The organism is Mesorhizobium sp. BHbdii, assembly GCF_053848045.1.
Genome location: NZ_JBSPKX010000001.1, coordinates 1,860,925 through 1,886,353, shown reverse-complemented (window position 1 = coordinate 1,886,353; position 25,429 = coordinate 1,860,925). Strand labels below are relative to the sequence as shown.

General features: G+C 61.3%; 27 protein-coding genes and 2 pseudogenes. 17 read left to right on the top strand and 12 right to left on the bottom strand.

The window, feature by feature from the left end; translation table 11 throughout:
- Window positions 1-15: 15 nt before the first annotated feature.
- The 4 genes and pseudogenes from ACWTU8_RS09115 to ACWTU8_RS09100 all read right to left on the bottom strand — a co-directional run bounded on the left by ACWTU8_RS09115 (window position 16) and on the right by ACWTU8_RS09100 (window position 4,520).
- A complete protein-coding gene (locus ACWTU8_RS09115) occupies window positions 16-387 on the bottom strand; it encodes a response regulator (RefSeq protein ID WP_029352509.1) in 372 nt (123 codons plus the stop codon).
- Window positions 388-412: 25 nt separating this feature from the next.
- The gene (locus ACWTU8_RS09110; protein WP_455847857.1) at window positions 413-3,172 is read right to left on the bottom strand and encodes a response regulator; all 2,760 of its coding nucleotides are present in this window, start codon (window positions 3,170-3,172) and stop codon (window positions 413-415) included.
- Window positions 3,169-3,928, bottom strand: a pseudogene (locus tag ACWTU8_RS09105) (Tll0287-like domain-containing protein). The gene ACWTU8_RS09110 and the pseudogene ACWTU8_RS09105 overlap by 4 nt, the downstream one beginning before the upstream one ends.
- A gap of 238 nt (window positions 3,929-4,166) precedes the next feature.
- On the bottom strand, window positions 4,167-4,520 hold the full coding sequence (locus tag ACWTU8_RS09100) for a gamma-butyrobetaine hydroxylase-like domain-containing protein (RefSeq protein WP_455847856.1): 354 nt from the start codon (window positions 4,518-4,520) through the stop codon (window positions 4,167-4,169).
- Window positions 4,521-4,719: 199 nt separating this feature from the next.
- On the opposite strand from ACWTU8_RS09100, the gene moaA reads away from it, so the two are divergent.
- From moaA to ACWTU8_RS09040, 12 genes are all read left to right on the top strand, one after another.
- Window positions 4,720-5,715 (top strand): GTP 3',8-cyclase MoaA, encoded by a 996-nt coding sequence (gene moaA / locus ACWTU8_RS09095; protein WP_128340838.1) that lies wholly within the window; start codon window positions 4,720-4,722, stop codon window positions 5,713-5,715.
- Between the two features lie 117 nt (window positions 5,716-5,832).
- On the top strand, window positions 5,833-6,189 hold the full coding sequence (locus ACWTU8_RS09090) for a hypothetical protein (protein ID WP_455847855.1): 357 nt from the start codon (window positions 5,833-5,835) through the stop codon (window positions 6,187-6,189).
- A gap of 125 nt (window positions 6,190-6,314) precedes the next feature.
- On the top strand, window positions 6,315-7,235 hold the full coding sequence (locus ACWTU8_RS09085) for a DMT family transporter (protein ID WP_455847854.1): 921 nt from the start codon (window positions 6,315-6,317) through the stop codon (window positions 7,233-7,235).
- 40 nt (window positions 7,236-7,275) lie between these two features.
- The gene (mobA, locus tag ACWTU8_RS09080; protein WP_455847853.1) at window positions 7,276-7,908 is read left to right on the top strand and encodes a molybdenum cofactor guanylyltransferase MobA; all 633 of its coding nucleotides are present in this window, start codon (window positions 7,276-7,278) and stop codon (window positions 7,906-7,908) included.
- Complete coding sequence (mobB, locus tag ACWTU8_RS09075; RefSeq protein WP_455847852.1) at window positions 7,905-8,414, top strand: molybdopterin-guanine dinucleotide biosynthesis protein B; 510 nt, start codon at window positions 7,905-7,907, stop codon at window positions 8,412-8,414. The genes mobA and mobB overlap by 4 nt, the downstream gene beginning before the upstream one ends.
- A gap of 211 nt (window positions 8,415-8,625) precedes the next feature.
- On the top strand, window positions 8,626-9,408 hold the full coding sequence (locus tag ACWTU8_RS09070; protein ID WP_455847851.1) for an ABC transporter substrate-binding protein: 783 nt from the start codon (window positions 8,626-8,628) through the stop codon (window positions 9,406-9,408).
- A gap of 116 nt (window positions 9,409-9,524) precedes the next feature.
- Window positions 9,525-10,238 carry an ABC transporter permease gene (locus ACWTU8_RS09065; protein WP_065010016.1) on the top strand — a complete coding sequence of 238 codons (714 nt, stop codon included), beginning with the start codon at window positions 9,525-9,527 and terminating at the stop codon, window positions 10,236-10,238.
- On the top strand, window positions 10,235-11,068 hold the full coding sequence (locus tag ACWTU8_RS09060) for an ABC transporter permease (protein WP_455847850.1): 834 nt from the start codon (window positions 10,235-10,237) through the stop codon (window positions 11,066-11,068). The genes ACWTU8_RS09065 and ACWTU8_RS09060 overlap by 4 nt, the downstream gene beginning before the upstream one ends.
- Window positions 11,069-11,132: 64 nt before the next feature.
- Complete coding sequence (locus ACWTU8_RS09055) at window positions 11,133-12,002, top strand: NAD(P)-dependent oxidoreductase (protein WP_455848420.1); 870 nt, start codon at window positions 11,133-11,135, stop codon at window positions 12,000-12,002.
- Between the two features lie 8 nt (window positions 12,003-12,010).
- The gene (locus ACWTU8_RS09050) at window positions 12,011-12,712 is read left to right on the top strand and encodes a DNA alkylation repair protein (protein WP_455847849.1); all 702 of its coding nucleotides are present in this window, start codon (window positions 12,011-12,013) and stop codon (window positions 12,710-12,712) included.
- Window positions 12,675-13,253 (top strand): N-acetyltransferase family protein, encoded by a 579-nt coding sequence (locus ACWTU8_RS09045; RefSeq protein WP_455847848.1) that lies wholly within the window; start codon window positions 12,675-12,677, stop codon window positions 13,251-13,253. The genes ACWTU8_RS09050 and ACWTU8_RS09045 overlap by 38 nt, the downstream gene beginning before the upstream one ends.
- Window positions 13,254-13,300: 47 nt before the next feature.
- Window positions 13,301-13,870, top strand: coding sequence for a DUF3299 domain-containing protein (locus ACWTU8_RS09040; protein WP_455848419.1), 570 nt, complete (start codon window positions 13,301-13,303; stop codon window positions 13,868-13,870).
- An 11-nt stretch (window positions 13,871-13,881) separates the two neighbouring features.
- On the opposite strand, the gene ACWTU8_RS09035 is transcribed toward ACWTU8_RS09040, so the two are convergent.
- From ACWTU8_RS09035 to ACWTU8_RS09020, 4 genes are all read right to left on the bottom strand, one after another.
- Complete coding sequence (locus ACWTU8_RS09035; RefSeq protein ID WP_006333679.1) at window positions 13,882-14,373, bottom strand: Lrp/AsnC family transcriptional regulator; 492 nt, start codon at window positions 14,371-14,373, stop codon at window positions 13,882-13,884.
- Window positions 14,374-14,492: 119 nt separating this feature from the next.
- Entirely contained in the window at window positions 14,493-15,110 is a 618-nt protein-coding gene (locus ACWTU8_RS09030; protein WP_065010010.1) for a uracil-DNA glycosylase family protein, read from the bottom strand.
- Window positions 15,111-15,126: 16 nt separating this feature from the next.
- Window positions 15,127-15,738: a glutathione S-transferase gene (locus ACWTU8_RS09025; RefSeq protein WP_455847847.1), complete on the bottom strand. Its 612-nt coding sequence runs from the start codon at window positions 15,736-15,738 to the stop codon at window positions 15,127-15,129.
- Between the two features lie 100 nt (window positions 15,739-15,838).
- Window positions 15,839-16,462: a thermonuclease family protein gene (locus ACWTU8_RS09020; RefSeq protein WP_127212177.1), complete on the bottom strand. Its 624-nt coding sequence runs from the start codon at window positions 16,460-16,462 to the stop codon at window positions 15,839-15,841.
- A 74-nt stretch (window positions 16,463-16,536) separates the two neighbouring features.
- Here ACWTU8_RS09020 and ACWTU8_RS09015 point away from each other — a divergent pair, with 74 nt between their 5' ends.
- Window positions 16,537-18,057, top strand: a complete 1,521-nt coding sequence (locus tag ACWTU8_RS09015; RefSeq protein ID WP_455847846.1) for a sensor histidine kinase — start codon at window positions 16,537-16,539, stop codon at window positions 18,055-18,057.
- Between the two features lie 4 nt (window positions 18,058-18,061).
- Here ACWTU8_RS09015 and ACWTU8_RS09010 read toward each other — a convergent pair whose 3' ends face one another.
- Window positions 18,062-19,057: a nicotinate-nucleotide--dimethylbenzimidazole phosphoribosyltransferase gene (locus ACWTU8_RS09010; RefSeq protein WP_455847845.1), complete on the bottom strand. Its 996-nt coding sequence runs from the start codon at window positions 19,055-19,057 to the stop codon at window positions 18,062-18,064.
- 182 nt (window positions 19,058-19,239) lie between these two features.
- Between ACWTU8_RS09010 and ACWTU8_RS09005 the strand changes: the two genes are divergently transcribed.
- Window positions 19,240-19,473 (top strand): DUF1289 domain-containing protein, encoded by a 234-nt coding sequence (locus ACWTU8_RS09005; RefSeq protein ID WP_127208292.1) that lies wholly within the window; start codon window positions 19,240-19,242, stop codon window positions 19,471-19,473.
- A 7-nt stretch (window positions 19,474-19,480) separates the two neighbouring features.
- Window positions 19,481-20,185: a TIGR02281 family clan AA aspartic protease gene (locus ACWTU8_RS09000; protein WP_455847844.1), complete on the top strand. Its 705-nt coding sequence runs from the start codon at window positions 19,481-19,483 to the stop codon at window positions 20,183-20,185.
- Window positions 20,186-20,209: 24 nt separating this feature from the next.
- On the opposite strand, the gene ACWTU8_RS08995 is transcribed toward ACWTU8_RS09000, so the two are convergent.
- A complete protein-coding gene (locus tag ACWTU8_RS08995) occupies window positions 20,210-20,953 on the bottom strand; it encodes an SDR family oxidoreductase (RefSeq protein WP_455847843.1) in 744 nt (247 codons plus the stop codon).
- 33 nt (window positions 20,954-20,986) lie between these two features.
- A pseudogene (locus ACWTU8_RS08990) lies at window positions 20,987-21,832 on the bottom strand (SDR family oxidoreductase).
- A 174-nt stretch (window positions 21,833-22,006) separates the two neighbouring features.
- On the opposite strand from ACWTU8_RS08990, the gene ACWTU8_RS08985 reads away from it, so the two are divergent.
- Window positions 22,007-22,942: an AraC family transcriptional regulator N-terminal domain-containing protein gene (locus tag ACWTU8_RS08985; protein WP_455847842.1), complete on the top strand. Its 936-nt coding sequence runs from the start codon at window positions 22,007-22,009 to the stop codon at window positions 22,940-22,942.
- Between the two features lie 97 nt (window positions 22,943-23,039).
- On the opposite strand, the gene dusA is transcribed toward ACWTU8_RS08985, so the two are convergent.
- A complete protein-coding gene (gene dusA / locus ACWTU8_RS08980) occupies window positions 23,040-24,035 on the bottom strand; it encodes a tRNA dihydrouridine(20/20a) synthase DusA (RefSeq protein ID WP_455847841.1) in 996 nt (331 codons plus the stop codon).
- A 705-nt stretch (window positions 24,036-24,740) separates the two neighbouring features.
- On the opposite strand from dusA, the gene ACWTU8_RS08975 reads away from it, so the two are divergent.
- Complete coding sequence (locus ACWTU8_RS08975) at window positions 24,741-25,409, top strand: haloacid dehalogenase type II (protein WP_455847840.1); 669 nt, start codon at window positions 24,741-24,743, stop codon at window positions 25,407-25,409.
- Window positions 25,410-25,429: the final 20 nt, after the last annotated feature.

Below are 25,429 nucleotides of genomic sequence, written 5' to 3'. Positions count from 1 at the left end.
TTTCGCAAGCGCCGCTCAATGAGATATCGTGAGCAGCTGCTCGATCTTCCGGACAAGCTGCGACAGGTCGACCGGCTTGCTGTCATAGTCGTCGCAGCCGGCCTTGAGGGCCATGTCCCGATCGCTCGCCATTGCGTGCGCAGTGAGGGCGATGACGGGAATCCTGGACGTGGCCGGATCAGCCTTGATCCGTCGAGTCGCTTCCCAGCCGTCCATCACCGGCAGGCTCATATCCATAAGGATCAGATCCGGCTTTTCCGAAGCGGCAAGCTCGACGCCAGCCTTTCCATTTTCCGCAATCAGCACGTCGAAGCCGCGACGAGACAACCGCCGCAAAAGCATGTCGCGGTTCATTTCATTGTCTTCCACCAGAAGGATTCTCGTCATTTCCGGTTTCCTCCGGCTATGCGCTTCAGCCGTCGGCTAGGGCCGTACCGGCCGTTTCACGCGATGCAATCTGGCGCTCGAGGGCTTCGACCAGTTGGGACCTGCTGTTTGCGCCTTTGTTTACGACAGCGACCGCCCGGTCGCGCAGCCACCTCAACTCGTTTGCGGAGAGGTCCTTCGAAGTGACCACCACGACCGGAATGTTCTGCAACTCCGGAATCCTCTGCATCTCGTTGAGCGTTTGGAATCCGTCCATTTCCGGCATTAGAAGATCGAGCAGGACCAAGCGCGGCAGAAGCCGCTTCATCAGTTCGAGACCGCGGATGCCGTCGCCTGCCTCATGGACTGTCCAATTCCTCTTCACCAGAATGCGCCGGAGGAACTCGCGGGAAGCCTGATCATCGTCGATGACCAGCACGTCGCGGTTGCCGCCCCCGCAAGCCTCTATCGTCCGGATCAGCTTATCGGCGTCGATGGGCTTGGTCAGATATTCGACTGCGCCGAGCGAGAGGCCGAGTTCGCGATCCGCCAGGATCGTCGCCAGGATCACAGGAATCGTGCACAGTTCAGGATCGCTCTTCAACGTGCGCAGCACCGACCAGCCGTCCTGATGCGGCATTATGATGTCGAGAATGATTGCGGCGGGGCGATACTCCCGAGCGGCAGCTATTCCTTCTGCTCCGCTTGCTGCCTCCATCGAGGCAAGTCCCGCTTCCGTGAGGGCTTTTGCGATCAGATTCCGGGCCGCCGGTTCGTCGTCGATGATAAGTACGGTGCGGCCCGGCTGAACGATCGGCGACGGCTTGGCTGTCCGAGGTTCTTCGGCCTCTCGCCTGCATCGCGCCGGCACTTCCATCGTGAAGACCGAGCCTTTTCCGACTTCGCTTTCGACGGTGACAACACCGCCTATCATGCGGCTGAAGCTGCGGGTGATGCTCAAGCCCAATCCCGTACCTCCGTAGTTTCGGGTGGTGGAAGCATCGGCCTGCGTGAAGGCATTGAAAAGCCGTTCCTGCTGTTCCGGCGTCATGCCGATCCCAGTATCGGATACGTTGAACACAAGCCAGTCGCAGTCCGCTCGCCTTTCACGTCGAACCGAAAGAGTTACCCGGCCGCCATTGGTGAACTTGGCCGCGTTGCTGAGCAGGTTAAAAAGATTCTGGCGCAGCTTCGTCTGGTCGGAGTGCATTTCCCCAAGATCGCCCTGGATGTCCTGTATGAACTCGTTCCGGTTTTTCGCCATAAGCGGTGCGACGGTAGCCCTCACGTCGCTTAGCAATTCGACGACATCGAAAGTTTCAGGGAATATCTCCATCTTGTTCGCCTCGATCTTTGACAGGTCGAGGATGTCGTTGATGAGCGACAGGAGATGCCGGCCGGCGGAAGCTATTTTTTCAAGATCCGGGACGAACTCGTCGTCTTTGTGGTCGCGTGCCTCCTCTATCAGCATCTCGCTGTAGCCGATGATCGCGTTCAGTGGCGTGCGCAATTCGTGACTCATGGAGGCGAGGAAACGACTCTTGGCCTCGCTTGCCGATTCGGCATTGCTCTTGGCCCGCTCGAGCTCGACTTGCCTTTGCTTGAGTTCGGTGATGTCGGTGTATACGGCGACCGTCCCGCCGTCGGGGATCTTGCGTTTGCTGATGCGGACCCATTTGTCACCGAACCGCTTCTCGTCGACGAGGCCCACAGGATCCCTGTGAAGGCGCATACGGTCCTCGATCCACTCTTCCGGCGACTTGCCTTCGAGGTCTATCTGCCCTCTTGCCAGATCCTGCTCCAGGATCTCGCGGAAGCTCTTGCCGCGAAGCGCGTTCGGCTTGTGGATGGGAAAGATTTCGCAATATTTGCTGTTGGCGATCAGGATTCTGTCATCCGGATCATAGAGGACGAACCCATCGGAAATCGCTTCGAGGGCCGCGGCGATCGTCCGCCTTTGCCGCTCTGCCTCGTCTTCGAGACTTTTCTTTTCGATTGCGCTTTGCCGGAAAAGCGAAAGCGTCCTCGCCATCGCTCCGAATTCATCGCCGCCCTCCTGGGGTATCTCGACATCGTAGCGTCCTTCCGTCAGATCTCCGATCACGCGATTGAGACGCCGGAGCGGACCGACGATCGAGCGCAAGACGAGAAGCGTGAGAAGCGAGCCGATTAGAACCACGATACCCACCAGGATGGCGGCGGCTGTGGCCGTCTTTTGCGTTTGCGCGACGACCTCGTTGCGGGCGGCCTCCGCATCGGCTTTTACCTGCTCGACGAGCTTGTTGAGATCCGCATCGACATTGCCGCTGTGGGTGCGTGCCTTTGCCAGCAAGGTGTTGCCGACGATGCGGTTGTCTTGGGTATAGCTGTCCGTTGCCTGCAGCGCCGTTTCGACATAGGCGTCGATTTCCGTGCGGATCTCCTCGACCGCGTCGGGCGAGTGCTTCCCAAGGCGCTCCAGCTGGATCTGCAGGCGTTCGCGGGCCTGCTCGGCATTGCGCTGTGAATTCATCAGCAGGCTGACGGAGAGATCGGTCAGCCAGTATCGCAGATCTCCGAACGCAACATGCGCCGCGGCCGCTGATGCTGCGCGGTCGAACAGCTCCCTGGTGTCGGCCATGCGTTCGGCGCTGCGATAGAGCGCCTGGGTGAGAAAAACGGATGACAGGACAAGGCTGATCAGGCCGGCCGCGGTCAGCGCAGCCACGCGAGCAGAGATCGGCAGATTGGCGAGCCGGCTGGCGAGCCTTTTGGCCGGCGCCGGGACAGCCTCGATCGACCGCAACTGCTGCCCTAGCGCGCTCATTTGAACAAGACGATGCTGATCGCACCGCCCAGATCGCCCACTTTGCCCCCCTCCTTCGGATAGCCGGTGACGTCGATTTCGCCCTTTGGTGCGCCGTGACAGGAAAGACAGGACTCCGTATAATATTCCGGCAGCAGCATCCGGAAAGCAGGGCGGCCGTTCACCTTTGTCGCTTCCGTATAGATATTCCCCTTCGGCCTCTTCGGATCCGAGAAGACTTCCTCGATAACCCGTGCCTCCCAGACATCGGGAAGCGACTTGCGGTTACGCACTAGGGCCTCGGGCGCAGTCACGCGGACCAGGGACTCGTTTCCCACTTTGGCGACGAATTTTTCGTTCATCAGGCGCGCGAAAACGGCTGGGACAAAACCTTTAAACCCGATGCCGGGGCGGTTTATGTCGTCCTGCTGCTCGTCGACGACCTCACGCATTGCCTCGACCTGTGCCTGGAGCAGCTTGCGGTCGCGCTCCGCCAGATCATCGGAGATCAATTCACGACCGGTGCGCTTGGCATAGAGGGCAATCGCCTCCGCAGTGAAACGCTCGCCATCGAGATGCTTGTCTCCAACGGCCGGATCATTGATGAGCGGCTGATAATTCGAAAAGGACGCTTCGGGCGGACCTGAGCAATTCGGCGAGCCGCGTCCCGGTCGCTACATCAGCAGCCTCTTCAGCAGCCACCGAAGACAAGAGGAGCATGCAACCGGAAAGTACAGCAAAAATGCAGGTTCGCGCTAAGGCTGTAAGAGCTTCCATTTTCTTTCCCTTCGGGAGGAAGCACAAGCCGAAAACATAACACAGGAAATACAATGGAAGGAGTCATCTCTGGGAGATAATGGCCACAGTTTGCTTCCGGTCCCCGTGAACGTCATGGCAGGCCAGCCACATCGGCACGTTTTAAGGAGGGTAGCTTGATTGAAGGCACGCCGTTTTATCACGACACCGGCGAGATACTGGCGATCTTGCGTTGACCGGAACGTCCCGCGGGAACCATTCAACGATCGCGGCTTAGCCCCTTGTCTTCCAACTCGGCGAGATAGGCGGCCCAGCGGGCCTCCTGCTCATGACCCAGCGTATGCAGGTAATTCCAGGTGAAGATGCCGGTATCGTGGAAATCGTCGAAGGTGATGCGGACGGCATAGTTGCCGACTGGTTCGATCTTCAGGATCGCAACGTTGCGCTTGCCGGGAACGGTCACACGCTGTTCGGGCGAATGGCCCTGCACTTCGGCCGATGGCGAGGCAACGCGCAGAAACTCCGCCGGCAACGCGAACGGCTGATGGTCAGGGAACGTCACGGTAAGCAGCCTGCGGTCCTTCGAGACCCTCAGTTCCTTCGGCGCCGTCATGGTGATAGGTCCCGCATCATCTGTCCTTTCCCTACGCCGCTTCGCGCGCCGGGAAAAGGCCGCTTCGAAACTTCCGACACAATCTGTCGATGGCGCGATGTGACCTAGGATCGAAACTTCTTATCTTGAATGGCAGGTTGGATCGTATCACATAGCCATATATAACGATGCCGTTCGCAGCCACGGGAAACGCACTAGCATGGACATGATCGATCCTTTTGGTCGCACGATCAGCTATCTCAGGGTGTCGGTCACCGACCGCTGCGACTTCCGCTGCACCTATTGCATGGCCGAGGACATGGCGTTCCTTCCCAAGAAGGATCTGCTGTCGCTGGAAGAACTCGACCGGCTGTGCACGGTTTTCATCGAAAAGGGAGTCAGGAAACTGCGTCTTACCGGCGGCGAGCCGCTGGTGCGCAAGAACATCATGCATCTGGTGCGCCAGATTTCGCGTCATCTCGAAAGCGGCGCTCTGGAAGAACTGACGCTGACCACCAACGGCTCGCAGCTTTCGCGCTTTGCCGCTGAACTCGCCGATTGCGGGGTCAAGCGGATCAACGTCTCACTGGACACCCTGGACCCGGAAAAATTCCGCCAGATCACCCGCTGGGGCAATCTCGACAAGGTCATGGAGGGCATCGACGCCGCACAGGCAGCGGGGCTGAAGGTAAAGCTCAATGCGGTGGCGCTGAAGGATTTCAACGACGCCGAGCTGCCGGAGATGCTGCGCTGGGCGCACGGCCGCGGCATGGAGTTGACGGTCATCGAAACCATGCCAATGGGCGAGATCGACGCCGACCGTACCGACCAGTATCTGCCGCTGTCGCTGCTGCGTGCAGCGCTGGAGCGGCAGTTCACGCTGTCCGACATCCCCTACAAGACCGGTGGTCCGGCCCGCTACGTCCATGTCGCCGAGACCGGTGGCAGGCTCGGCTTCATCACGCCGATGACGCATAATTTCTGCGAAAGCTGCAACCGCGTCCGGCTGACCTGCACCGGCACGCTCTATATGTGCCTCGGCCAGGAGGACGCCGCCGATCTGCGTGCACCGTTGCGTGCATCCGAAGGCAATGAACTGGTCGCCGACGCCATCGATGAAGCCATTGGCCGCAAGCCGAAGGGCCATGATTTCATCATCGACCGCCGGACCAACCGCCCGTCGGTGTCGCGGCACATGAGCGTCACCGGCGGCTGATCTTCTCGATCACACCCAGAAAAAGTCTGGTCCGCAACCGGTTGCCGATTTACTGGCGAAACGTTCCAGCCTAGCCTCCTGCTCGGGAGCGGCTCCTCGCTCGGTGGGGAGTACAACATGCGCAAGTTCAGTCTTTCTCTTGCATTGCTTGGGCTCGCGGCCGTGCCCGCGGCCGCCCAGTCGATCGACGGCACCTATACCGTCGCCGGCACCAATTTTGACGGATCGTCCTATGGCGGCGAGGCAACCATCACGCTGACCAGCGAGACGACCTGCGCAATCCACTGGGAGACAGGCGGCTCGTCCTCGGACGGCATCTGCATGCGAAACGACGATGCCTTCTCGGCAGGTTATGTCATGGGCAAGGCGGTCGGCCTTGTCGTCTATAAGGTACAGGAGGACGGCTCGCTGCACGGCTTGTGGACGATTGCCGGCAAGGAAGGCAATGGCACCGAAATGCTGACGCCAAACTAAGTTCTGCTGTCCTGGAACATCAGACATCGCTGGGCCACGCGAAAGGCTGTGGCCCAGCCTTTTGACGTTGCTGTCTTATGACCGGCTGCTACAGGCTTGATGCAAAAGCGCAACCGGTAACGCCTTTGCTTCTTTCCCCAAATGTTCGCGGCGCGCTGTTCATGGTGGTGGCCATGATTGGTTTCACCCTCAACGACGCGATCACCAAAGTCTCGTCGGAATCCATGAACATGGCGCAGGTCATGCTGATCCGCGGCGCCTTCGCTTCGCTTTTCGTAGGCCTGCTTGCCTGGCAACGCGGTGCGCTTGCCCTGCCCGGCTCGATGCTGCAGCCGATGGTTGCGGTGCGCGTCGCCGGCGAAGCCGGCGCTACTGTGTCGTTCCTGGTTGCTTTGGCGCATCTGCCGATCGCCAACGTCTCGGCCGTGCTGCAGGCGCTGCCGCTGGCGGTGACGATGGGCGCAGCACTTGTGTTCAACGAAGGCGTCGGCTGGCGGCGCTGGCTGGCCATCGCCATCGGCTTTGCCGGGGTGCTGATTATCGTGCGGCCCGGCTTCGAGGGATTCAGTGTCTATTCGCTGCTGGCGCTGGCCTGTGTCGCCTGTTGTGCGGTGCGTGACCTCGCCACCAAGCGGATACCGCAAGTCATTCCGACATTGCTGGTGTCGACCGCCACGGCACTTGCCATGACAGTGCTCGGCGCGGCGCTGCTTTCGCCAATGGGTGGGTGGACACCGATGACGGGAGAAAGCACGGCGTTGCTGGCATTGGCGGCAGTGCTCGTGGTCATCGGTTACCAGTTCATCATCATGGCGATGCGGGAGGGCGACATCTCGTTCATCGCGCCATTCCGCTACACAGCCCTGCTCTGGTCGATCCTGCTTGGCCTGTTCATCTTTGGCGACGTCCCCGACCTGCCGATGATCCTCGGTGCCGGCGTCATTGTGGGTTCCGGCCTCTACGCCCTCTACCGCGAACGGATCGTCGGCCGGCAAAAGACAGCCGCCGAAAGCGCTGGACCGGACATGGCGCCGGACGGCATATAGGCTTGCCGATCGCGGAGAGTGACCGCATGGACGAAAGACGATGACTAAAGAGATTGCCGGCGTCATTCTGGCCGGTGGCCAGTCGCGGCGAATGGGCGGCGACGACAAGGGCCTGCTTGCGTTCGGCGGCGGCAGGCTGCTGGACCATGTCGTTGCGCGCTTTGCTGCGCAGGTCGGTCCGCTGGTGCTCAGCGCCAATGGCGACCCGGCACGGTTTGCCGGGGTTGGGCTTCCGGTGTTTGCCGATACGGTGAAAGGTTTCGCCGGACCGCTCGCCGGGATCCTGACCGGTCTCGAATGGGCTGCCGCGAACACGGCCTGTGAGGCACTTGCCACGGCTGCGGGCGATACACCGTTCCTGCCCGAAAATCTGGTTGAGCGGCTGGCCGCGGCAGTCGACGAACGTCCCGGCGCGATCGCCGTCGCCTGTTCCGGCGGCAAACGGCATCCGACATTCGCGCTTTGGCCGCTGGGGCTCCACGACGCCTTGCGGCGTTTTCTGGTCGATGAGGATGTCAGGCGGGTTTCCGCTTTCATCGACCGGCATGACTTTGTCGATGTGGAATTCCCGATGCTGATCTCGGGAGGCCATCTGCACGACCCTTTCTTCAACATCAATACGTCAGACGACCTTGCCCGGGCCGAACGTCTGTTGCAGAGCATGAAGCCATGATGAGACGCGTCTTCGGTATCACCGGCTGGAAGAATTCCGGCAAGACGACACTGACCGAAAAGCTGGTCGCCGAACTCGTCCGGCGCGGCTGGAAAGTCTCGACGGTGAAACACGCCCATCATGATTTCGATGTCGATAGGCCGGGGACGGACAGCTTTCGCCATAGGCAGGCCGGAGCCACTGAAGTCGCCATCGTGTCGGACAGGCGCTGGGCGCTGATGCACGAATTGCGCGGCGAGGACGAGCCGACGCTGGAGGCGATCCTGTCGCGGCTCGGCACCTCCGACATCGTTCTGGTCGAAGGCTACAAGCGCGAGGCGCACAGCAAGATCGAAACGCGGCGGCTGGAGGCTAAGGACCAGGCGCCGCTTTCGGCACATGATCCACATATCGTCGGCATCGCCGCCGACTTCGCCTTAGCGGACGAAAGGCTGCCTGTCTTCGATCTCGACGACACGAAATCGATAGCCGACTTCATCGAGCGCGCGACAGGTTTGACGCGCTGAGGGCTGAAGGAGCATCCGGCCGCCCCCTATTTCCTCGTTGGTATGCCTGCCCCAACGTCAGCATTGTCTGGGAATGCGAACCCCCGCAAGCAACGGTTTTACAGTTGCTTTTTCTTGGGAAAGAATGGGAGTATCGCGTCAGCGGGCGGTCAAAAGAACCGCCCACAGAGCCGTTTGGAACGACGGCCGGGAACATACAGAGAGGACCATCATGCGTACTACACTGCGTATAGCGCTCGCCGCATCGGCCGCGCTGCTGACATTGGGCGTTGCCCAGGCTCAGGAGAAAACTTTGAGGATCGGCACCGAGGGAGCCTATCCGCCGTTCAACAACCTGACCGCCGATGGCCAGCTCGTGGGCTTCGATATCGATATCGCCAAGGCACTTTGCGACGAGATGAAGGTGAAGTGCACTTTCGTCGCGCAGGACTGGGACGGCATCATCCCGGCGCTTCAGGCCGGCAAGTTCGACGCCATCGTCGCCTCGATGTCGATCACGCCGGAGCGTGCCGAGAAGGTCGACTTCACCAACAAATACTACAACACGCCGCCGGCGATCGCCGCGCCCAAGGACAGCGACATCAAGGGCGTGACTAAGGAGGACCTGGCCGGCAAGACGATCGGCGTGCAGGCGTCCACCACCCACTTCAATTATTCAACCAAGGCTTATACCGATAGTACAATCAAGCCGTACCCGACCGCGCAGGAATACCAGCTCGATCTGGCCAATGGCCGCGTTGATGCGGTCAACGACGATATCACTGTTCTCGAAGGCTGGCTTGCCACGCCAGACGGCGCCTGCTGCAAGCTGATCGGTGCGATCACGCCCGACATCGAGATCCATGGTCCGGGCGCCGGCATCGCGGTACGCAAGGGCGATACCGAGTTGGTCAATCAGTTCAATAAGGCGATCGACGCCATCCGCGCCAACGGGAAGTACAAGGAAATCAACGACAAGTACTTCAAGTACGACGTCTACGGCGGCGAGTCCTAATCCTTCCGGATTGAGAGCGAACGGCGGAACATTACCGCCGTTCGCACAAGGAACGGCGCACGAGGAGTGACGCCGCGCTGCTCTCAAAGAGCCTATCGAGGAGAACAGGCAGGCGGATGCAAAGCGTTTGGACGCTGCTCAGTTGGGGACCCGAAGGCTGGCTCGACGATATTGCCTACGGCGTTTTCATCACCGTTTCGCTTGCTGCCGCGACCCTGCCTGTCGGTCTGATGATCGGCTTTCTGGTCGCACTGGCCAAGCAATCCAATGAGCCGTCGCTGCGGCTGGCCGGCAATATCTACACCACGATCTTTCGTGGATTGCCCGAGCTGCTGACCTTGTTCATGATCTTTTACGGCGCGCAAATCGGCATCCAGCAGTTGATGCGCCTGTATGACCCGACCGCTGCGGTCGAAGTGAACGCATTTGTTTCCGGCATGATCGCGCTCGGCGTCGTCTTCTCGTCCTACGCCAGCGAGGTCTTCCTCTCCGCGTTCCGCGCCATCCCGAAGGGACAGTATGAGGGCGGCTATTCGGTTGGCCTGTCGGGCTGGCAGACGATGCGACTGGTGGTGCTGCCGCAGCTTATTCGTATTGCCCTGCCGGGCCTTGCCAATCTGTGGCTCATCCTGCTCAAGGATACAGCGCTGGTTTCCGCCATCGGTCTTGCCGACATATTGCGGCAAGCCGGCGTCGCCGCCCGCGTCACCAAGCACGCATTCCTTTTTTTTGGGGTCGCTGCTCTTATCTATCTGCTCCTCGCCATCATCTCGTCCTTCGGCATCAATGCCATTGAACGCAGGGTTGGTCGACAACAGGTGCAGCGATGAGCGCGGCAGCAGCCGACGTGGCGACCAAGGTCGAAAAACCGCCAGCAATACCGCGCGGCTGGTCCCGGCAACGTGTATTGGGATATGCGTTGGTGGGTCTCTGGATCGTGCTCGGCATCGGCATGATTGTATACTTGGTCGAGGCTTGGAATTCCGAACTCTTCCAAAAATACGCCCCGGGCTACATCTCTGGCCTGGGCGTGACTCTCACGCTTGTCGCTGTGTCGATCGTGTTGGGAGCCGTCCTTTCAGTTCCTGTCGCCTACGCGCGGATGTCCAGGAACCGGATCCTGTCCAGCTTTGCCTACGCTTATGTCTACTTCTTCCGCGGCACTCCGCTTTTGACCCAAGTTTTTCTTATCTACTATGGAGTGGGTTCGTTTCGACCGGCACTTGAAGCTTTCGGCCTGTGGGGCTTCTTTCGCGAAGCCTGGTACTGCGCCATTTTCTCGTTCACCCTCAATACGGCAGCCTATCAGGCTGAGATCCTGCGCGGCGCAATCGAGAGCGTCCCCAGGGGTCAGTGGGAAGGCGCTGCCTCGCTTGGCCTGCACAAACTGCAAACACTGCGCAAGATCATCCTGCCACAGGCGCTAATCGTGGCGCTGCGTCCCTATGGCAATGAGATCATCCTGATGATCAAAGGCTCCGCCATCGTGGCCCTCATCACCGTCTATGATCTGATGGGCATTACGAAGCTCACCTATTCGCGCACTTTCGACTTCCAGTCCTATATCTGGGCGGCGATCATCTATCTGATCATTGTCGAGATACTCCGCCACGCGGTCGAGTGGGTAGAACGGCGTATTACCATACATCTGCACCGCTGACTCCCATAGCTTTGCCTGATCCGCTAAGAAGGCCGGAAAACACGGCTTGAAGGGATTCGAAAATATGGCATCGGTGGCATTTCTCGGTCTTGGCGTCATGGGCTATCCAATGGCCGGACATCTCAGGAACAAGGGCGGCCATGACGTCACTGTCTACAACCGCACCAAGGCAAAGGCCGAGCAATGGGTTGCCCAGCATGGCGGGAGTGCCGCCAACACGCCGGCAGAAGCGGCCGGCGGCAAGGACTTTGTCTTTTCCTGTGTTGGCAATGACGACGATCTGCGCGCTGTGACGATTGGAGCCGAGGGTGCATTCCAGGCGATGGAGAAGGGAGCCATCTTCATCGACAACACCACGGCCTCCGCTGAAGTCGCGCGCGAGCTGGCCGAGAAGGCGGTACTGGGCGGTTTCTCGTTCCTCGACGCACCAGTCTCCGGCGGTCAGGCCGGCGCCGAAAATGGCGTGCTGACCGTCATGGTCGGCGGCGAACAGAAAGCTTTCGAACAGGCGAAGCTTGTCATCGATGCCTATGCCCGTATGGTCGGGCTGATGGGCCCGACCGGCTCGGGCCAGCTCACCAAGATGATCAACCAAATCTGCATCGCCGGTCTCGTCCAGGGGCTGGCCGAAGGCATCCATTTCGGCAAGAAGGCCGGGCTCGACATCGAGAAAGTCATCGAGGTGATCTCGAAGGGGGCGGCCGGCTCATGGCAGATGGAGAACCGCCACAAGACGATGACTGCCGGCAAATATGATTTCGGCTTCGCTGTCGACTGGATGCGCAAGGACCTCGGCATCTGCCTGGCGGAGGCCGACCGCAATGGCGCCAAGCTGCCGGTGACGGCACTTGTCGACCAATTCTACAAGGATGTGCAGGGGATGGGCGGCAAACGCTGGGACACGTCCTCTTTGCTGGCGCGATTGGAAAAGTAGGTATTGTCGTGGCCGAGCTGTCGCCTCAAGCCAGCGCCGAGGAAATTGTCGACCACCTGCGCTCGGTTGGCTCGGAGGAGAACCGCCTTGGCATGCTGCGCTACGGCATCAAGATCGAACGTGCGCTCGGTATCTCGCATGGCGTGCAGCGGCAGATTGCCAAGAAAATCAAGCGCAACCATGAGCGTGCCTTCGAGCTATGGCAGACAGGCATCGTGGAAGCGCAGTTCATCGCTTCCGTCACGGCCGATCCGAAGCGGTTCACTGCCGCGGATGCAAGACGATGGGCGGCGACTTTCGATTCATGGGATATCGTCGACGGCGTCTCCGAGCTCTTTGTCGATACTGATTGCTGGAGGGAACTGATCGCCGAATTCGCAGTCGACGAACGGGAATTCGTTCGACGCACGGCTTTTGCCATGATGGCCTGGTCGGTGGTCCACCGGAAGAATGAACCAGAGGCGACCTTTCTCGACTTCCTGTCGATCATCGAAGTGCACGCCACCGACGGCCGCAATTTTGTGAAGAAGGCGGTGAACTGGGCGCTTCGTTCGATCGGCAAGCGATCGATGAATTTGCACGGCGCTGCCCTTGCCCTGGCACAAAAGCTGGCTGTTTCGACCGACAAGACGGCGCGCTGGATCGGCAAGGATGCTGCAAGGGAACTTTCCGATGCCAAAACGCTCGAGCGGCTCGCCAGGAAAGGCTGACTGGGGCGAAATCCACTTTACTGAGGTGACGCGATCGACGCGCGCCGATTTCGAAAATCTGTTCGAACAGGCGGGCGGCCCGAAATATTGCTGGTGCATGGCCTGGCGCAATCTCGATAACCGTGAGCACCTGGGCAACGATGAGAGGAAACGCGCCATGACGGCGCTCATCGCGGCCGGCACACCGGTCGGCATTGTCGCTCATGGGGAAGGCAAGACAATGGGCTGGTGTTCGGTGGCGCCGCGCGAGACCTACCGCAAGCTGTCGCCGCAACAGGACGACAGCGAGGCGGGCGTCTGGTCGATCGTCTGCTTCTATGTGCCGAGTGCATTGCGCAGCCGCGGGCTGGCAACCGCACTGCTCGACGCGGCCATCGATCACGCCTTCGTCAAAGGCGCCAGGACGATCGAGGCCTATCCGGTCGACCAGGCATCGCCGAGTTACCGTTTCATGGGCTTCCGAGAAATGTTCGTGGCCCGCGGATTCCACGAGATCGGCATGGCCGGCTCGCGCCGGCATGTGATGCGGCTCGAACGTTGACGCTGTCGGCGACGGCAGCTTTACTCCTGTCAAATGGAGAGCACACGATGAGCAATCGTCTCAAATCGACAGCGGCGCTGGCGGCCGTGCTGATTTCCATCGCGGCGGGCAGCGCTTCCGCCGAAACCGCGCGGATATTCTGGAAGGATCTGCGTCCGGCGAGCCAGCCCGCTGCCGAAAGTGTCGGTTTGCCGATGATCGCGGCAAAAATGCCTGATCATGGCGAGACGCTGTCTCTCAATCTGCGGGACAAGACCGTCCAACTAGCGGGGTACGCGCTGCCAGTCGATCGCGAGGGCGATCTCGTCTACCAGTTCCTGCTGGTACCGTGGACGGGTGCGTGCAGCCACATGCCGACGCCGCCGCCCAATCAGATCGTCCTCGTCACGCCCGCGCATCCCTACAGGATGTCGGAGGCTTACCAGCCGGTTGCCGTGACCGGTGCCCTGAAGCCGGGCATGGAGAAAAGTCAGCTCTTCATTCTCGACGGCGCGAGCGTCATCCAGTCGGGCTACGCGCTGCGCAAGGCGGAAGTGGTGGATGTCGATGTGGTGCCGGACACCATCACGCAGCCGGCAAACTCGCCATGGCATTTTCTCAACAAAAAGAAGAACTAAGCAAACAATCCTCAGGCAGCGTTGGCGCCCGATTCCTTGTCCAGCACCATGTAGTCCAGCGGCATTTCGGTCGTGTACTTGATCTGCTCCATGGCAAACGACGACGAGACATCGCGGATCTCGATCTTGGCGATCAGCCGCTTGTAGAAGGCGTCGTAAGCAGCGATGTCGGGCACCACCACGCGCAAGAGATAGTCGACGTCGCCGCTCATGCGGTAGAACTCGACCACTTCCGGAAATTCCTGGATGACCTCCGAAAAGCGCCGCAGCCATTCATGGCTGTGCGAATTGGTGCGGATCGACACGAATACGGTGACGCGCACATTGACCTTTTCATGATCGAGGATGGCGACGCGCCGCTTGATGACGCCCTCCTCCTCGAGCTTCTGGATGCGACGCCAGCACGGCGTGGTCGACAGGCCGACTTTCTTGGCGACATCGGCGACCGCGAGCGTCGCGTCCTCCTGCAAGAGACGGAGGATTTTTCTATCAAGGCGGTCCATTTGGTGCTCCCACGGGGATAGACTAGGAATAGATTGGCTATAGTCCTTCTTATTATGGCCATTCACAAGAAAGAATTTCTGCCAAATGGCACAAAAGCAAGTGATTTCTTGCTCACGCCTCAGCCGAGGCGATAGCGGATTTCCGATCTCAGAAACGGCAGCAAATCCATTTCAAACCACGGATTGCGCTTCAACCAGCCGGTGTTGCGCCACGACGGATGCGGCAGCGGCAGCACTTTCGGGTTGCTGGGCGCACCCCAGATGGTGCGCCAATCCATCACCGTCTCCGTCAGCGAGGGCCGGCGCGCAGCGCCCATGTGCCAGGATTGCGCATAGCTGCCAATCGTCAGCACCAGGTCGATGCGCGGCATCAGTGCCATCAGCGGCGCACGCCAGGCCGCTGCACATTCGCGGCGCGGCGGCAGGTCGCCGCCCTTGGCATCCTGACCGGGAAAGCAAAAGCCCATCGGCACGATGGCGAATTTTGTCGTGTCGTAGAATTCTTCGTTGCTGACGCCCAGCCAGTTCCGCAACCGATCGCCGGAGGCGTCGGTGAACGGCATGCCTGACATATGCACCTTGGTGCCCGGTGCCTGGCTGGCAATCAGGATTCTGGCGCTCGACGACGGTCTGAGCACCGGGCGCGGCTCGTGCGGCAACGGGCGGCCGACCGGGTTTTCGACGCAGATACGGCAGGCGCGTACCCTCGCCGCGAAGTTTTCCAGCTCTTCGCTCAATCTCGGGAACTCATTCTCAGGCGGCGGCGCTCGGCCGGCTGGAGATCGCCTGATGCCAGCGCAGCACGTTGGCACAATCTTCCGGCACCTTGATACGCGCCGGCTTCATGAAGTCGATGGCAACCAGCCCGGTGACGTCGGCGATCGAATAAGCATCGCCGGCGACGAATTCCCGGTTCGCCAACTCGTCGTCGAGGAGTTTCAGGAATCCGACGGCTTTCGGCTTGTTGGCCTCGCCCCATTCGGGGATTTGTGGAATCTCCCATTCCTTCATCGCCGGATGGATGTGCCGGAACGCGGCAGCGACGCAACCGAGCAGGTTGAGCTCCATGCGTCTTTGCCACATCTCGACTAGCGCCTTGCCGAGCGCGCCGCGTCCGAACAACGCTGGTTCCGGGTGCAACTCCTCGAAATAGCGGCAGATGGCGACCGATTCGGTGATGACGGTGCCGTCGTCGAGTTCGAGCACCGGCAGGCGCTGCAGCGGGTTGCGCGAACTGACTGGCTGCTTTCTGTGCTCCAGCGCGCCCATGTCGACGGGCACCAGAGGAACCTCAAGCCCCTTTTCGGCAAGGAAGACGCGAACCCGCCGTGGATTGGGCGCCCGGCCGCCGTCGAAGAGTTTCATTCCATTTCTCCTATGGATCGGCCCAAAAACGGGGATCGATTTCCGGAAAGCACGATGCGAATCTGATCAGGTCTGTTGCGACAAACTATAGGGTTGACCATCACCGGAAGCGAAAAATTTCTCGCAAGGCATCGCCAATCGAAGCCAAACGACCGTGCTTTCTTTCGACCACTTCGTGATCGCGGCTCTCGCGCCAATCGTGCGGCTCGTCGAAAGTGCCGGCCCAGATGCCGGCCTTGCCGGAGCGGGCAGCGGCTTCCTCAGTTTCGAAATCCCCATAGGCAACCGCCCAGCCGGCCTCGACCTGGGCGCGGTTGAGATCCTTGCCGCCGGCGTTGCAGTCGCCGAGCAGCCGGCCGTAGCGGTCGCGCTGCCAGCCGGTGCAGGAGACGGATTTGTCTGATATCAGGCGAACCAGCGACTGCCGCGCCAGCTTGCCGCAGGGATAGTCGGCGCCGTCCTTGCGGCAAAATTGGGAATATTCCGGCGCATCAATACCGCGCATGCGGATGCGCTCGGAACCGAGCGTGATCGTATCGCCGTCATTGACGACGGCGGCACCCTCAGTCTTGCGCGTCTCGATCCGGTCAAGGCGCGCTGCCAGAAGGATCAGCAGACCGAGGACAAGCACGGCCAGTGCGTAGTCCACCAGCCGGCGCCAAAGGCTTCGCGGCCGCGGCGGGACGTATCGCTGTCGCGGCCGCCGCGGCCACGAACGGCTCATATGGCAAACCGTTGGTTAATCATTCGAACGTAGCTTAACAATTGAAACCGCTGCCCGCATAAATTGAAGTCTTCATGCCCTCGCAACGCTCGACCACAGCGGACAAGTTTATAGTGGACCGCCGGAAAACCCATCGCAACAGCGATGTGGCGCGGGCGGTGCGCAAGACGCGCGACCGTCTTTCGCAGCAGGTCGGAAATCCCGATTTCGACCGCGAGCTTTTGAAACTCCACGCCCGTGCCATGGTAGGAGGTGCGGTTATCGTTCCGCTTCTCGTCCTGGCGACCGCCGCGACGGGTCTGTTTGCTGGAGTGGGTAAGGAAATTGGCGTCTGGGCCCTTTTTACACTCATCTGCTACGCCATCGTCGTGTTCATGGCGAGCCGCGTCGACCGAACGGAAGCTGCCGAACTCAACCCGCTGCAAACGCACGGTGATTTCCTGATAGGCCATTTCCTTTGCGGCCTGGGCTGGGCCTGGTTCGCCTGGCTCGGTTGCGATGCTTGCCAGGTCGAGCAGTTCCAGCTGATCAAGGCGGTGGTGCTGCTGCTGGCCATGGCGGCGACCGCGATCACGGCGTCATCGCTGCGCGGTGCGTTGCTGGCGACCTTCGCCGTTCCGGTGGCGGCCTATGCCTATGCCGGCGCCAGCCAGTGGATGCCGGCAGAACTGATCATGGCCGGGTTGTTGATCGTCTCGCTGCCCTTCTTCGCCTATGTGGCGCGCCAGCTCAATCGCTCGTCCTTGATGTTGCTCTCGTTCCGCTCCGAAAAGGATGCGCTGGTCGCCGAATTGGACACCGCAAAATCGATGTCGGACGAAGCGCGGCGACGGGCGGAGGACGCCAATCTGGCAAAGTCGCGGTTTTTGGCCTCGATGAGCCACGAGTTGCGGACGCCGCTCAACGCCATTCTCGGGTTCTCCGAGGTGATGGCGAACGAGGTGCTCGGCCCGATGAGCAACGCGACCTATCGCGACTATGCTCGCGACGTCCACGACTCTGGCCAGCATCTGCTCGACCTGATCAACGAAATCCTCGACCTGTCGCGCATCGAAGCCGGCCGCTATCAGCTCAATGAAGAGCCGATGATGCTGCTTTCCGTCGTCGAGGATTGCTGTCACATGATGGAGCTGAAGGCGCGCAACAAGGATATCCGTATCGTCCAGGATTTCGAAAGCGCCTTGCCGCGCCTGTTCGCCGACGAACGCGCGGTGCGACAAATCGCGCTCAATCTTTTGTCGAACGCCATCAAGTTCACCGGAACTGGCGGCGAGATCCGCGTGCGCGTCGGCTGGACGGCGGGCGGCGGCCAATACCTTGCCGTCAAAGACAATGGGCCTGGTATACCGGAAGACGAGATTCCGGTCGTGCTGTCCGCCTTCGGTCAGGGCTCCATCGCTATCAAGAGCGCCGAACAAGGCACCGGGCTTGGCCTGCCGATCGTCCAAAGCCTGCTCGCCATGCATGGCGGCGAGTTCGAACTCCATTCCAAACTGCGCGAAGGCACCGAGGCGATCGCCATCTTCCCATTGAGCCGGGTGATGGAGGAATTGCCGGCGCTGCCGACCAAAGCCGTTGCTGCGCGCCGGCGATAGACGCTTAATGAACCGCCGCCGCCATGCCCGAACTGGTGAGCGCAGCGGCTTTCACCAGGCCCGCGGCAAGTGCCGCCCCTGCCCCCTCGCCGTGGCTTACGCCGAGATCAAGCAGCGGGCGCAAGCCGAGTCGCTCGGCGGCCCGAGCATGCGCAGGCTCTGGCGACAGGCTGGCAAGAAGGCAATGGTCGAGCGCGGCGGGGTTGGCAGCATGCAGCGTCGCGGCGGCGGCGGTCGCCACCAATCCATCGAGCAATACGGGTATCTTCTGCATCCGGGCGGCGAGGATGGCGCCGGCAATCGCTGCGAACTCACGGCCGCCGACTCGCCGCAACGCTTCCAGCGGGTCCCTGAGACCCGTGCCGTGGAAGCTTAGCGCGGCATCGACCACTTTCGCCTTGCGCGCCCGCATCGATGCATCGGCGCCCGATCCGGATCCGACCCAATCGGCGCCCTTGCCGCCAAACAGTGCGGCAAATAAAGTCGCTGCAATGATGGAATTGCCGACGCCGAGGTCGCCAAGGCAAAGCAGATCGGTGCCGCCGGCGATCGCCTCCATACCGAACGCCATGGTGGCAGCGCAGCCGCGCTCGTCAAGTGCTGCGTCCTCGGTGATGTCGGCGGTCGGAATGTGCAGCGCAAGATCGAACACTTTCAGCCCGAGATCATTGGCAATGCAGATCTGGTTGACCGCAGCACCGCCCGCCGCGCAAAGCTCGACGGCGTTCGCCGTGGCCGCGATAGGCCGCGGCGAAATGCCGTGCCGTGCGACGCCATGATTGCCGGCGAAGATCGCCACCAGGGGACGGTTCACCGCCGGCGGCGCACGGCCGCTCCAGGCGGCGAGCCACGCGGCGATGTCCTCGATGCGGCCGAGCGAACTTTTGGGTTTGTCGGCCTTGGCAAACAGCGCACGGACGCGGGCTTCGGCCGCCGTGTCGGCCGGCGGTAGGGTCGCTAGAAGATTGCGAAAATCGTCGAAGGGCAGCGCGCTGGTCATGTCGTCGGTGATCGTTCCCAGAGTTGGCGAGCGGCATAGCCGCCTCGCTTGGCCGGCACAACTCCCTGCATTGACGCGAAAGCGGTTGCCGGCGGCGCATTCCGGAGGGCTTGCATTGGCCTTGCCGTTACACCATGTGGAAGCGAGACAAGGGATTCCTGACGGAACCCTGAGAGAATATCATGACGGCCATCGAATCCCCATGCATCCTGGTCTGTTCGATCGATATGAAAACCGGCTTCTGCTTCGGTTGCGGCCGTACGCGCGAGGAAATCGGCGCCTGGATCGACATGACCCCTGAAATCCGCCGCAGCGTCATGGCCGAGCTGCCGGCCCGGCTTGAAACGGTTGAACGCAGACCGCGCCGGGAAACGCGCCGCACCCGCCTCGCGCGCGAACGCGACGCTCTCTCGTGAGCCACATATGAACCGATTTTACTGGGTTTTGATGATCGCGATCGGGGCAGGCGTGGTCCTGCTCATGCTCAACGATTCCGCCGGCAGCACATTCGGCGTGGAGAATTACGATTTCAGCCGGCTGATCTGGCTTGGCGCATTGGTCGCGCTCATCGGCGCCGGCCTGCTCAGATCAGGCCGCCCCTTAGGCGCGATGGCCCGCAATCTGGGCACCTGGGCCGTCATCGTGCTCGCACTGATCGCCGGCTACCAATATCGTTATGAATTGCAGGACTTCGCCAGCCGGGTAACGGCCGGCCTTGTTCCCGGCAGTCCGCTGGCATTGGGCCTTGAGGACGGCCATGCCACGGTGACCCTGGACAAGGCCGGCAATGGCCATTTCGAAGCGCGCATCATGGTCAACGGCACGCCGGTCCGGGCCGTGGTCGATACCGGCGCAACCAGCACCGTGCTGACCGCGCAGGACGCGCAAGCGGCCGGGTTTAATCCAGCCGCTCTCAATTTCACCATACCGGTTTCCACCGCCAACGGCATGGCGCGCGCCGCCGCTGTGAGAACCGACGAATTGGCGATCGGCGGGATCGTGCGCAAGGACATGCCGATCATGATCGCCGCGCCCGGCATGCTCGGCCAGAGCCTGCTCGGCATGAATTTCATCGGCTCACTGTCCGGTTTCGACGTGCGCGGCGACCGCATGATCTTGCGCGATTGAACAGTCAGGCTGCTTCGGCGCCGCTCAGTGAGCGTTGAGCATCTCGACCGCTTGATCAAACCGGCCGTCCCGCTCCGCCCAGCGCAGGAAGCCCACGCGCTCCACCAGTATCTCCTTGGGGGTCGGCTCCCGGCTGAACAACGCCATCGCCTCGTCAATGAACGCCTTGAGCGGCATATACTCCTCGCGCCTCGACTGGCCGGGCGTGAGTTCGGTGCGAACCGCGGGCGGCGCAAGCTCGATCACTTCGACCTTGCCCCTGAGTTGCTCGCGCAACGACACCGTATAGGAATGGATCGCCGCCTTGCTGGCATTGTAGGTCGGCGTGCCAGTCAGCGGCACGAAGGCCAGGCCTGACGAGACGTTGACGATCACGGCATTTTGCCGGGCCGCCAGATGGTCGATTAGCGCATTGCTGAGGCGGATCGGCCCGAACAAGTTGGTGACGATCGTCTCCTCCGCGTCGCGCAGATCGCGGGTCCTGGTCAGATCCTCGCGGCGCATGATGCCGGCATTGTTGATGAGCACGTTGAGCGCCGGGTGCTCGGCGACTACGCGCTTGGCAAATGCTGCGATTGCTTCCGGATCTTCAACATTCCCGACCATGGCGTGCATGCCTTCACGCCCGGCGATCGTCCGCTCGAGCGCCTCCTTGCGCCGTCCCGCGATGATCACAGTGTTTCCAAGCGCATTGAAGCGCAGCGCCAGTTCCCGCCCGATCCCGGATCCGCCGCCGGTGATGAGGATGGTGTTTCCCGTCATTTTCATCGTTCTGTGCTCCATCTATTCCAGCCAATCGGGTCAAACGATCCCGCCGTTTGCGAATACCGTCTGCCCGTTGATCCAGGCACCGTCCCCGCTGCAGAGCGCCGCGATTGCGTCGGCGATGTCGGAAGGCTCGCCCAGCCGCTTGTGCGGCGTGCGAGCGGCGAAACCGGCGATTTGCTCGGGGGTCTTGCCGTCGGTGAAGAGTGTTGTGTTCACTAGGCCCGGCGCCATCGCGTTCACCGAGATCATGCGCCCCTCGAGCTCCTTGGCGAGGACGTTCGCAAAGAGTTCCTGCGCGGCCTTGGTGGCGGCGTAGGCTCCATAGGTCGGGCTGCGCAGCTGAGTGATGCTCGAGGACAGCGCGATGATCCGGCCGCCGTCGCGCACGCGCCGCGCCGCCTCGCGCAGCACCTAGAAGCTGCCCTTCTGGTTGACGTCGACCATCCGGCTGAAGTGGGCGTCGGTCATGTCGCGGAAAGGCGCGAGCCGCATGATGCCGGCATTGCTCACGACGACGTCGACGCCGCCGAACGCGCGCTCGTTTTCCTCGAACAGGCGTTGTACCGCACTTGGGTCGCTGACGTCAGCCTGCACCCAGATGGCGCGCCCGCCATCTGCCTCGATATCCCGGACTACGACGGCCGCGAGACCGCGGTTCTTTTCGCAATTGACGGTGACGGCATAGCCGTCACGAGCGAGACGCCTGGCCGTCGCGGCGCCGATGCCCCGGGAAGAACCTGTCACCAGGGCGACCTTGCCGAGCGACACCGGCGCCTGGCCGGTCGTTTGCGCGTGGGCGGCGCCCACCGCGAGTGCTACGGGAGCCATGGCGACAGCCGCCAGCACGGCTCGTCTCGGTACTTCATTCTGTCCAGACATATGAATTCCCTTCCTTGTCGAGCGGGCTTGTTCGGTTGGGACATTTCCTACCAAGCGATGCGGTCGACAGCTTGCCAACGCATGCGCAAAACTTGCTCGATCCTGCAGCCCAGGTGATGTTTGTCCGCCCGCATGCTAGGATCGCCAGGATCGCGCCGCTGCAGGAGACATTGCATGGACGTCCTCAAACATGCCGTTCACACCTATGCCGCCCGCCATGCAAACCGAGATGGCCTGGCGCTGACGCCAGTGCCGGGTCTGCGGATGATGTGCGTCGAGTCACCACATCGCGACTTGCATTCGGTCTATCGGCCGCTGGTTTGTCTGGTTCTGCAGGGCGCTAAGCTGATGACCGTGGGCAGGGAGCAGCAAGTCTTCACCGCCGGGCAGTCCGTGATCGTGAGCGCGGACATGCCGGTCGCCGGACGCATCGTGCAGGCAAGCCAGCGCGAGCCTTATCTGGCCGTCGCGGTCGAACTCGAGATGACGCTCCTGCGCGAGGTCGCGGCGCAGTTGGGCATCGTGCGTGCGCAGCGCCCGTCAGAGACACGCACCTTGTTCGTTGAGGACACCAATGCCGCGATTCTGGATTGCGCAGTGCGGCTGATGCGCTTGCTGGACCGACCGGATTCCATTTCGCTCCTGCGCCCCGGAATCATGCATGAGCTGCATTATTGGCTCCTATCCGGTCAGCACGGCGCAGCCCTGCGGTCGCTGGCGGATCCGGACAGCCACGCGAGTCGTCTCGCGGCGGCCATCGCGATTCTTAGAGCCGAGTATCGATCGCGTGTTCCCGTCGAGCGTTTAGCGGCAGCAGCGGCAATGAGCCTCACGGCCTTCCACAAGCACTTCAAGCACATGACGTCGCTGACGCCGGGACAATACCAGAAGCGGCTTCGCCTAATCGAAGCACGCCGCCTCATGCTCGATGAAGGTTTTTCGGCAACCAGCGCCGGATTCGAGGTGGGCTACGAGAGCATCTCGCAATTCACGCACGAATATCGCCGCACATTCCAGGCGCCGCCTAAGCGCGATGCGCTGCGCGTCCGGGGCGCAGCACGCGGGATCAGAGAAGAAATGCAGGACGGCGAGCGGGCGAGCGCCGCTTAGCTTGACCGGCTTGCCCCAGCCATCGACGGTCCCCTGTATTGCTGAACGGACTGCGCAAGACGCGCAACCGGCCGCAGATCTTGCGCGACTGAACAAGTCAGGCTGCTTCGGCGTCCGTCCCGCCGAAATCGACAGCAGCGAAAGCCGCCTTCAGCACATCCGGTCCGGCCCCGGGCCTTGTCGCGTCGGTCGAAAGGATTTGCCGGTAGCGGCGCGCACCGGGCAGGCCGTGGAATAAGCCGACCATGTGACGGGTGACATGGCCAAGCCGCCCGCCCCGCTCGATATGGCGCGCCGCATAATCCGCCATGGCATCGATCAGCGCGGCAAAATCGAACGGGTTGGGTTTGTCACCGTAAAACGTGGCGTCGACGGCTGCCAGAATGCCCGGCGTGTGATAGGCGCTGCGTCCGAGCATGGCACCATCGACATGATCAAGATGGCGAAGCGCTTCGTCTACCGACTGAATGCCGCCGTTGATGCCGATGAATTTGTTCGGGTTTTTGGCCTTCAGCCGATACACCCTGTTGTAGTCGAGCGGCGGGATGTCGCGGTTTTCCTTCGGGCTCAGTCCTTCCAGCCACGCTTTGCGGGCATGCACCCACAGCGCATCTGCGCCGGCCGCGAAAACCCCGTCCGCCAGCGCATCGAGCGCCGGCTCAGGATCCTGCTCGTCGACACCGATGCGGCATTTGACGGTGACGGGGATGCTGACAGCAGCCTTCATCTCCGCCACGCAATCGGCGACAAGGACTGGTGCTTTCATCAGGCAGGCGCCGAACGTACCCGACTGGACGCGGTCGGACGGGCAGCCGACATTGAGGTTGATCTCGTCATAGCCGAAGGCTTCGCCGATGCGGGCCGCCTCGGCAAGCTTCTGCGGATCGGAGCCGCCGAGCTGCAACGCGACCGGATGTTCCGTACCATCGAAGCCGAGCAAGCGCTCGCGCTCGCCGTGGATGACCGCGTCGGCCACTACCATCTCGGTGTAGAGCAATGCCCGGCGCGTCAACTGGCGATGGAGGAACCGGCAATGCCGGTCCGTCCAATCCATCATAGGCGCAATGGCAAATCGCCTGTCTAAGTATTTCATTTCGTGGCGCTTTTTTTGCTCTCAGTCGGTCCAATGCCCCACTGGACCGACTGATAAGGTAATTGCCATATCATATCCAAGAGCACGCTGAACAGCGACACAAACGTCTCCGACGCGGAATTAGAGCCCGCATTTGGCCACCTGAGTGTGCACGGTCACCCGAGGCGGTATCCCGCTGAACGGCGCACGTTCGATCGCGACCGGATTATGTTGGGGAACGGTCGGCGGGGCTTCACGCGTCTCACCGCGCAATCACCAAGGTTTGGTTTGCCGTGTCGGCGCTTCGAGTATGTCCCGTCTAGTGCAACGGATGCGTTCGAGGCGGCATTCCCATCATTGATGACCAGTGTGGCTTTGGGCCAAAGGACCGCCCGATTGGTCAGCTTTGCGCCTAATGTCGGTCATGGAGTACAGCCGTCGCCCGCGAACACGAAGGATGGGCCTTGGCCAGGGGTTGGCGTGCCTATCGAGCGACAATCGGACGCGGGCCGCCCTGATCTATTCGGCTCGGCTCAGCACACTGTGCGAGCGCTACAGGTCGGTTTCGGCTCAGGAGGGGCGAAAGAAACAGTACTGCGGAAGATCGTGCTTCGATTGCGGTAGACCGGAGGGCCCTTCTGCCGAACGACCATGTATTGCGGCACATTCTGCCAAACGCCTGCGGCTATGCTCGGCTAACACGGCAGATTGACAGGAACCAAGGACATGGATCGCTTCCGGCCGAAATACGTGACTTTTGATTGCCACGGCACGCTGATCAATTTCCAAATGGCGGGAGCCGCTCGGGATCTGTTCGGTCATCTTCTGGATGGGCCGCGTATGGACGAATTCATCAGAAACTTCCAAGCCTACCGCCTCGATGAGGTGTTGCAGGACTGGAAGCCCTATGCCGATGTCGTTCACAACGCACTGGAGCGCACGTGCCGCCGCAACAACGTCGCATTCCGTGCCGAAGACGCTGAAACGATCTACAACCGCATCCCGACCTGGGGGCCGCATCAGGACGTTCCCGAGGGCTTGGCTAAACTAGCCAAGGAAATTCCGCTGGTTATTCTTTCGAACTCCATGATGGCCCAAATTCCGTCGAACGTGGCAAAACTCGGCGCGCCATTTCATGCCGTCTACACCGCTGAACAGGCGGGGGCTTACAAGCCGCACTTCAAGGCGTTCGAATATATGTTCGACATGCTGGGATGCGGCCCGGAGGACATAACTCACGTTTCCTCGTCTTTCCGCCACGACCTGATGTCTGCCTATGACCTAGGGGTCAAGAGCAAGGTCTGGGTTAATCGCGGCCATGAGCCGGCCAACCCTTATTACGAGTACACCGAAATCCGCGATGTGACGGAGCTACCGGGCGTTTTCGGGATCTGAGGGCGAGGATGGGGCGCGGG

What these genes read in the sequence shown, in the direction of transcription:
- ACWTU8_RS09115 (WP_029352509.1), bottom strand. Translation starts at nt 387, where the DNA reads ATGACGAGAATCCTTCTGGTGGAAGACAATGAAATGAACCGCGACATG.
- ACWTU8_RS09110 (WP_455847857.1), bottom strand. Translation starts at nt 3,172, where the DNA reads ATGAGCGCGCTAGGGCAGCAGTTGCGGTCGATCGAGGCTGTCCCGGCG.
- ACWTU8_RS09100 (WP_455847856.1), bottom strand. Translation starts at nt 4,520, where the DNA reads ATGACGGCGCCGAAGGAACTGAGGGTCTCGAAGGACCGCAGGCTGCTT.
- moaA (WP_128340838.1), top strand. Translation starts at nt 4,720, where the DNA reads ATGGACATGATCGATCCTTTTGGTCGCACGATCAGCTATCTCAGGGTG.
- ACWTU8_RS09090 (WP_455847855.1), top strand. Translation starts at nt 5,833, where the DNA reads ATGCGCAAGTTCAGTCTTTCTCTTGCATTGCTTGGGCTCGCGGCCGTG.
- mobA (WP_455847853.1), top strand. Translation starts at nt 7,276, where the DNA reads ATGACTAAAGAGATTGCCGGCGTCATTCTGGCCGGTGGCCAGTCGCGG.
- mobB (WP_455847852.1), top strand. Translation starts at nt 7,905, where the DNA reads ATGATGAGACGCGTCTTCGGTATCACCGGCTGGAAGAATTCCGGCAAG.
- ACWTU8_RS09070 (WP_455847851.1), top strand. Translation starts at nt 8,626, where the DNA reads ATGCGTACTACACTGCGTATAGCGCTCGCCGCATCGGCCGCGCTGCTG.
- ACWTU8_RS09065 (WP_065010016.1), top strand. Translation starts at nt 9,525, where the DNA reads ATGCAAAGCGTTTGGACGCTGCTCAGTTGGGGACCCGAAGGCTGGCTC.
- ACWTU8_RS09060 (WP_455847850.1), top strand. Translation starts at nt 10,235, where the DNA reads ATGAGCGCGGCAGCAGCCGACGTGGCGACCAAGGTCGAAAAACCGCCA.
- ACWTU8_RS09055 (WP_455848420.1), top strand. Translation starts at nt 11,133, where the DNA reads ATGGCATCGGTGGCATTTCTCGGTCTTGGCGTCATGGGCTATCCAATG.
- ACWTU8_RS09045 (WP_455847848.1), top strand. Translation starts at nt 12,675, where the DNA reads ATGCCAAAACGCTCGAGCGGCTCGCCAGGAAAGGCTGACTGGGGCGAA.
- ACWTU8_RS09040 (WP_455848419.1), top strand. Translation starts at nt 13,301, where the DNA reads ATGAGCAATCGTCTCAAATCGACAGCGGCGCTGGCGGCCGTGCTGATT.
- ACWTU8_RS09035 (WP_006333679.1), bottom strand. Translation starts at nt 14,373, where the DNA reads ATGGACCGCCTTGATAGAAAAATCCTCCGTCTCTTGCAGGAGGACGCG.
- ACWTU8_RS09025 (WP_455847847.1), bottom strand. Translation starts at nt 15,738, where the DNA reads ATGAAACTCTTCGACGGCGGCCGGGCGCCCAATCCACGGCGGGTTCGC.
- ACWTU8_RS09020 (WP_127212177.1), bottom strand. Translation starts at nt 16,462, where the DNA reads ATGAGCCGTTCGTGGCCGCGGCGGCCGCGACAGCGATACGTCCCGCCG.
- ACWTU8_RS09015 (WP_455847846.1), top strand. Translation starts at nt 16,537, where the DNA reads ATGCCCTCGCAACGCTCGACCACAGCGGACAAGTTTATAGTGGACCGC.
- ACWTU8_RS09010 (WP_455847845.1), bottom strand. Translation starts at nt 19,057, where the DNA reads ATGACCAGCGCGCTGCCCTTCGACGATTTTCGCAATCTTCTAGCGACC.
- ACWTU8_RS09005 (WP_127208292.1), top strand. Translation starts at nt 19,240, where the DNA reads ATGACGGCCATCGAATCCCCATGCATCCTGGTCTGTTCGATCGATATG.
- ACWTU8_RS09000 (WP_455847844.1), top strand. Translation starts at nt 19,481, where the DNA reads ATGAACCGATTTTACTGGGTTTTGATGATCGCGATCGGGGCAGGCGTG.
- ACWTU8_RS08995 (WP_455847843.1), bottom strand. Translation starts at nt 20,953, where the DNA reads ATGAAAATGACGGGAAACACCATCCTCATCACCGGCGGCGGATCCGGG.
- ACWTU8_RS08985 (WP_455847842.1), top strand. Translation starts at nt 22,007, where the DNA reads ATGGACGTCCTCAAACATGCCGTTCACACCTATGCCGCCCGCCATGCA.
- dusA (WP_455847841.1), bottom strand. Translation starts at nt 24,035, where the DNA reads ATGAAATACTTAGACAGGCGATTTGCCATTGCGCCTATGATGGATTGG.
- ACWTU8_RS08975 (WP_455847840.1), top strand. Translation starts at nt 24,741, where the DNA reads ATGGATCGCTTCCGGCCGAAATACGTGACTTTTGATTGCCACGGCACG.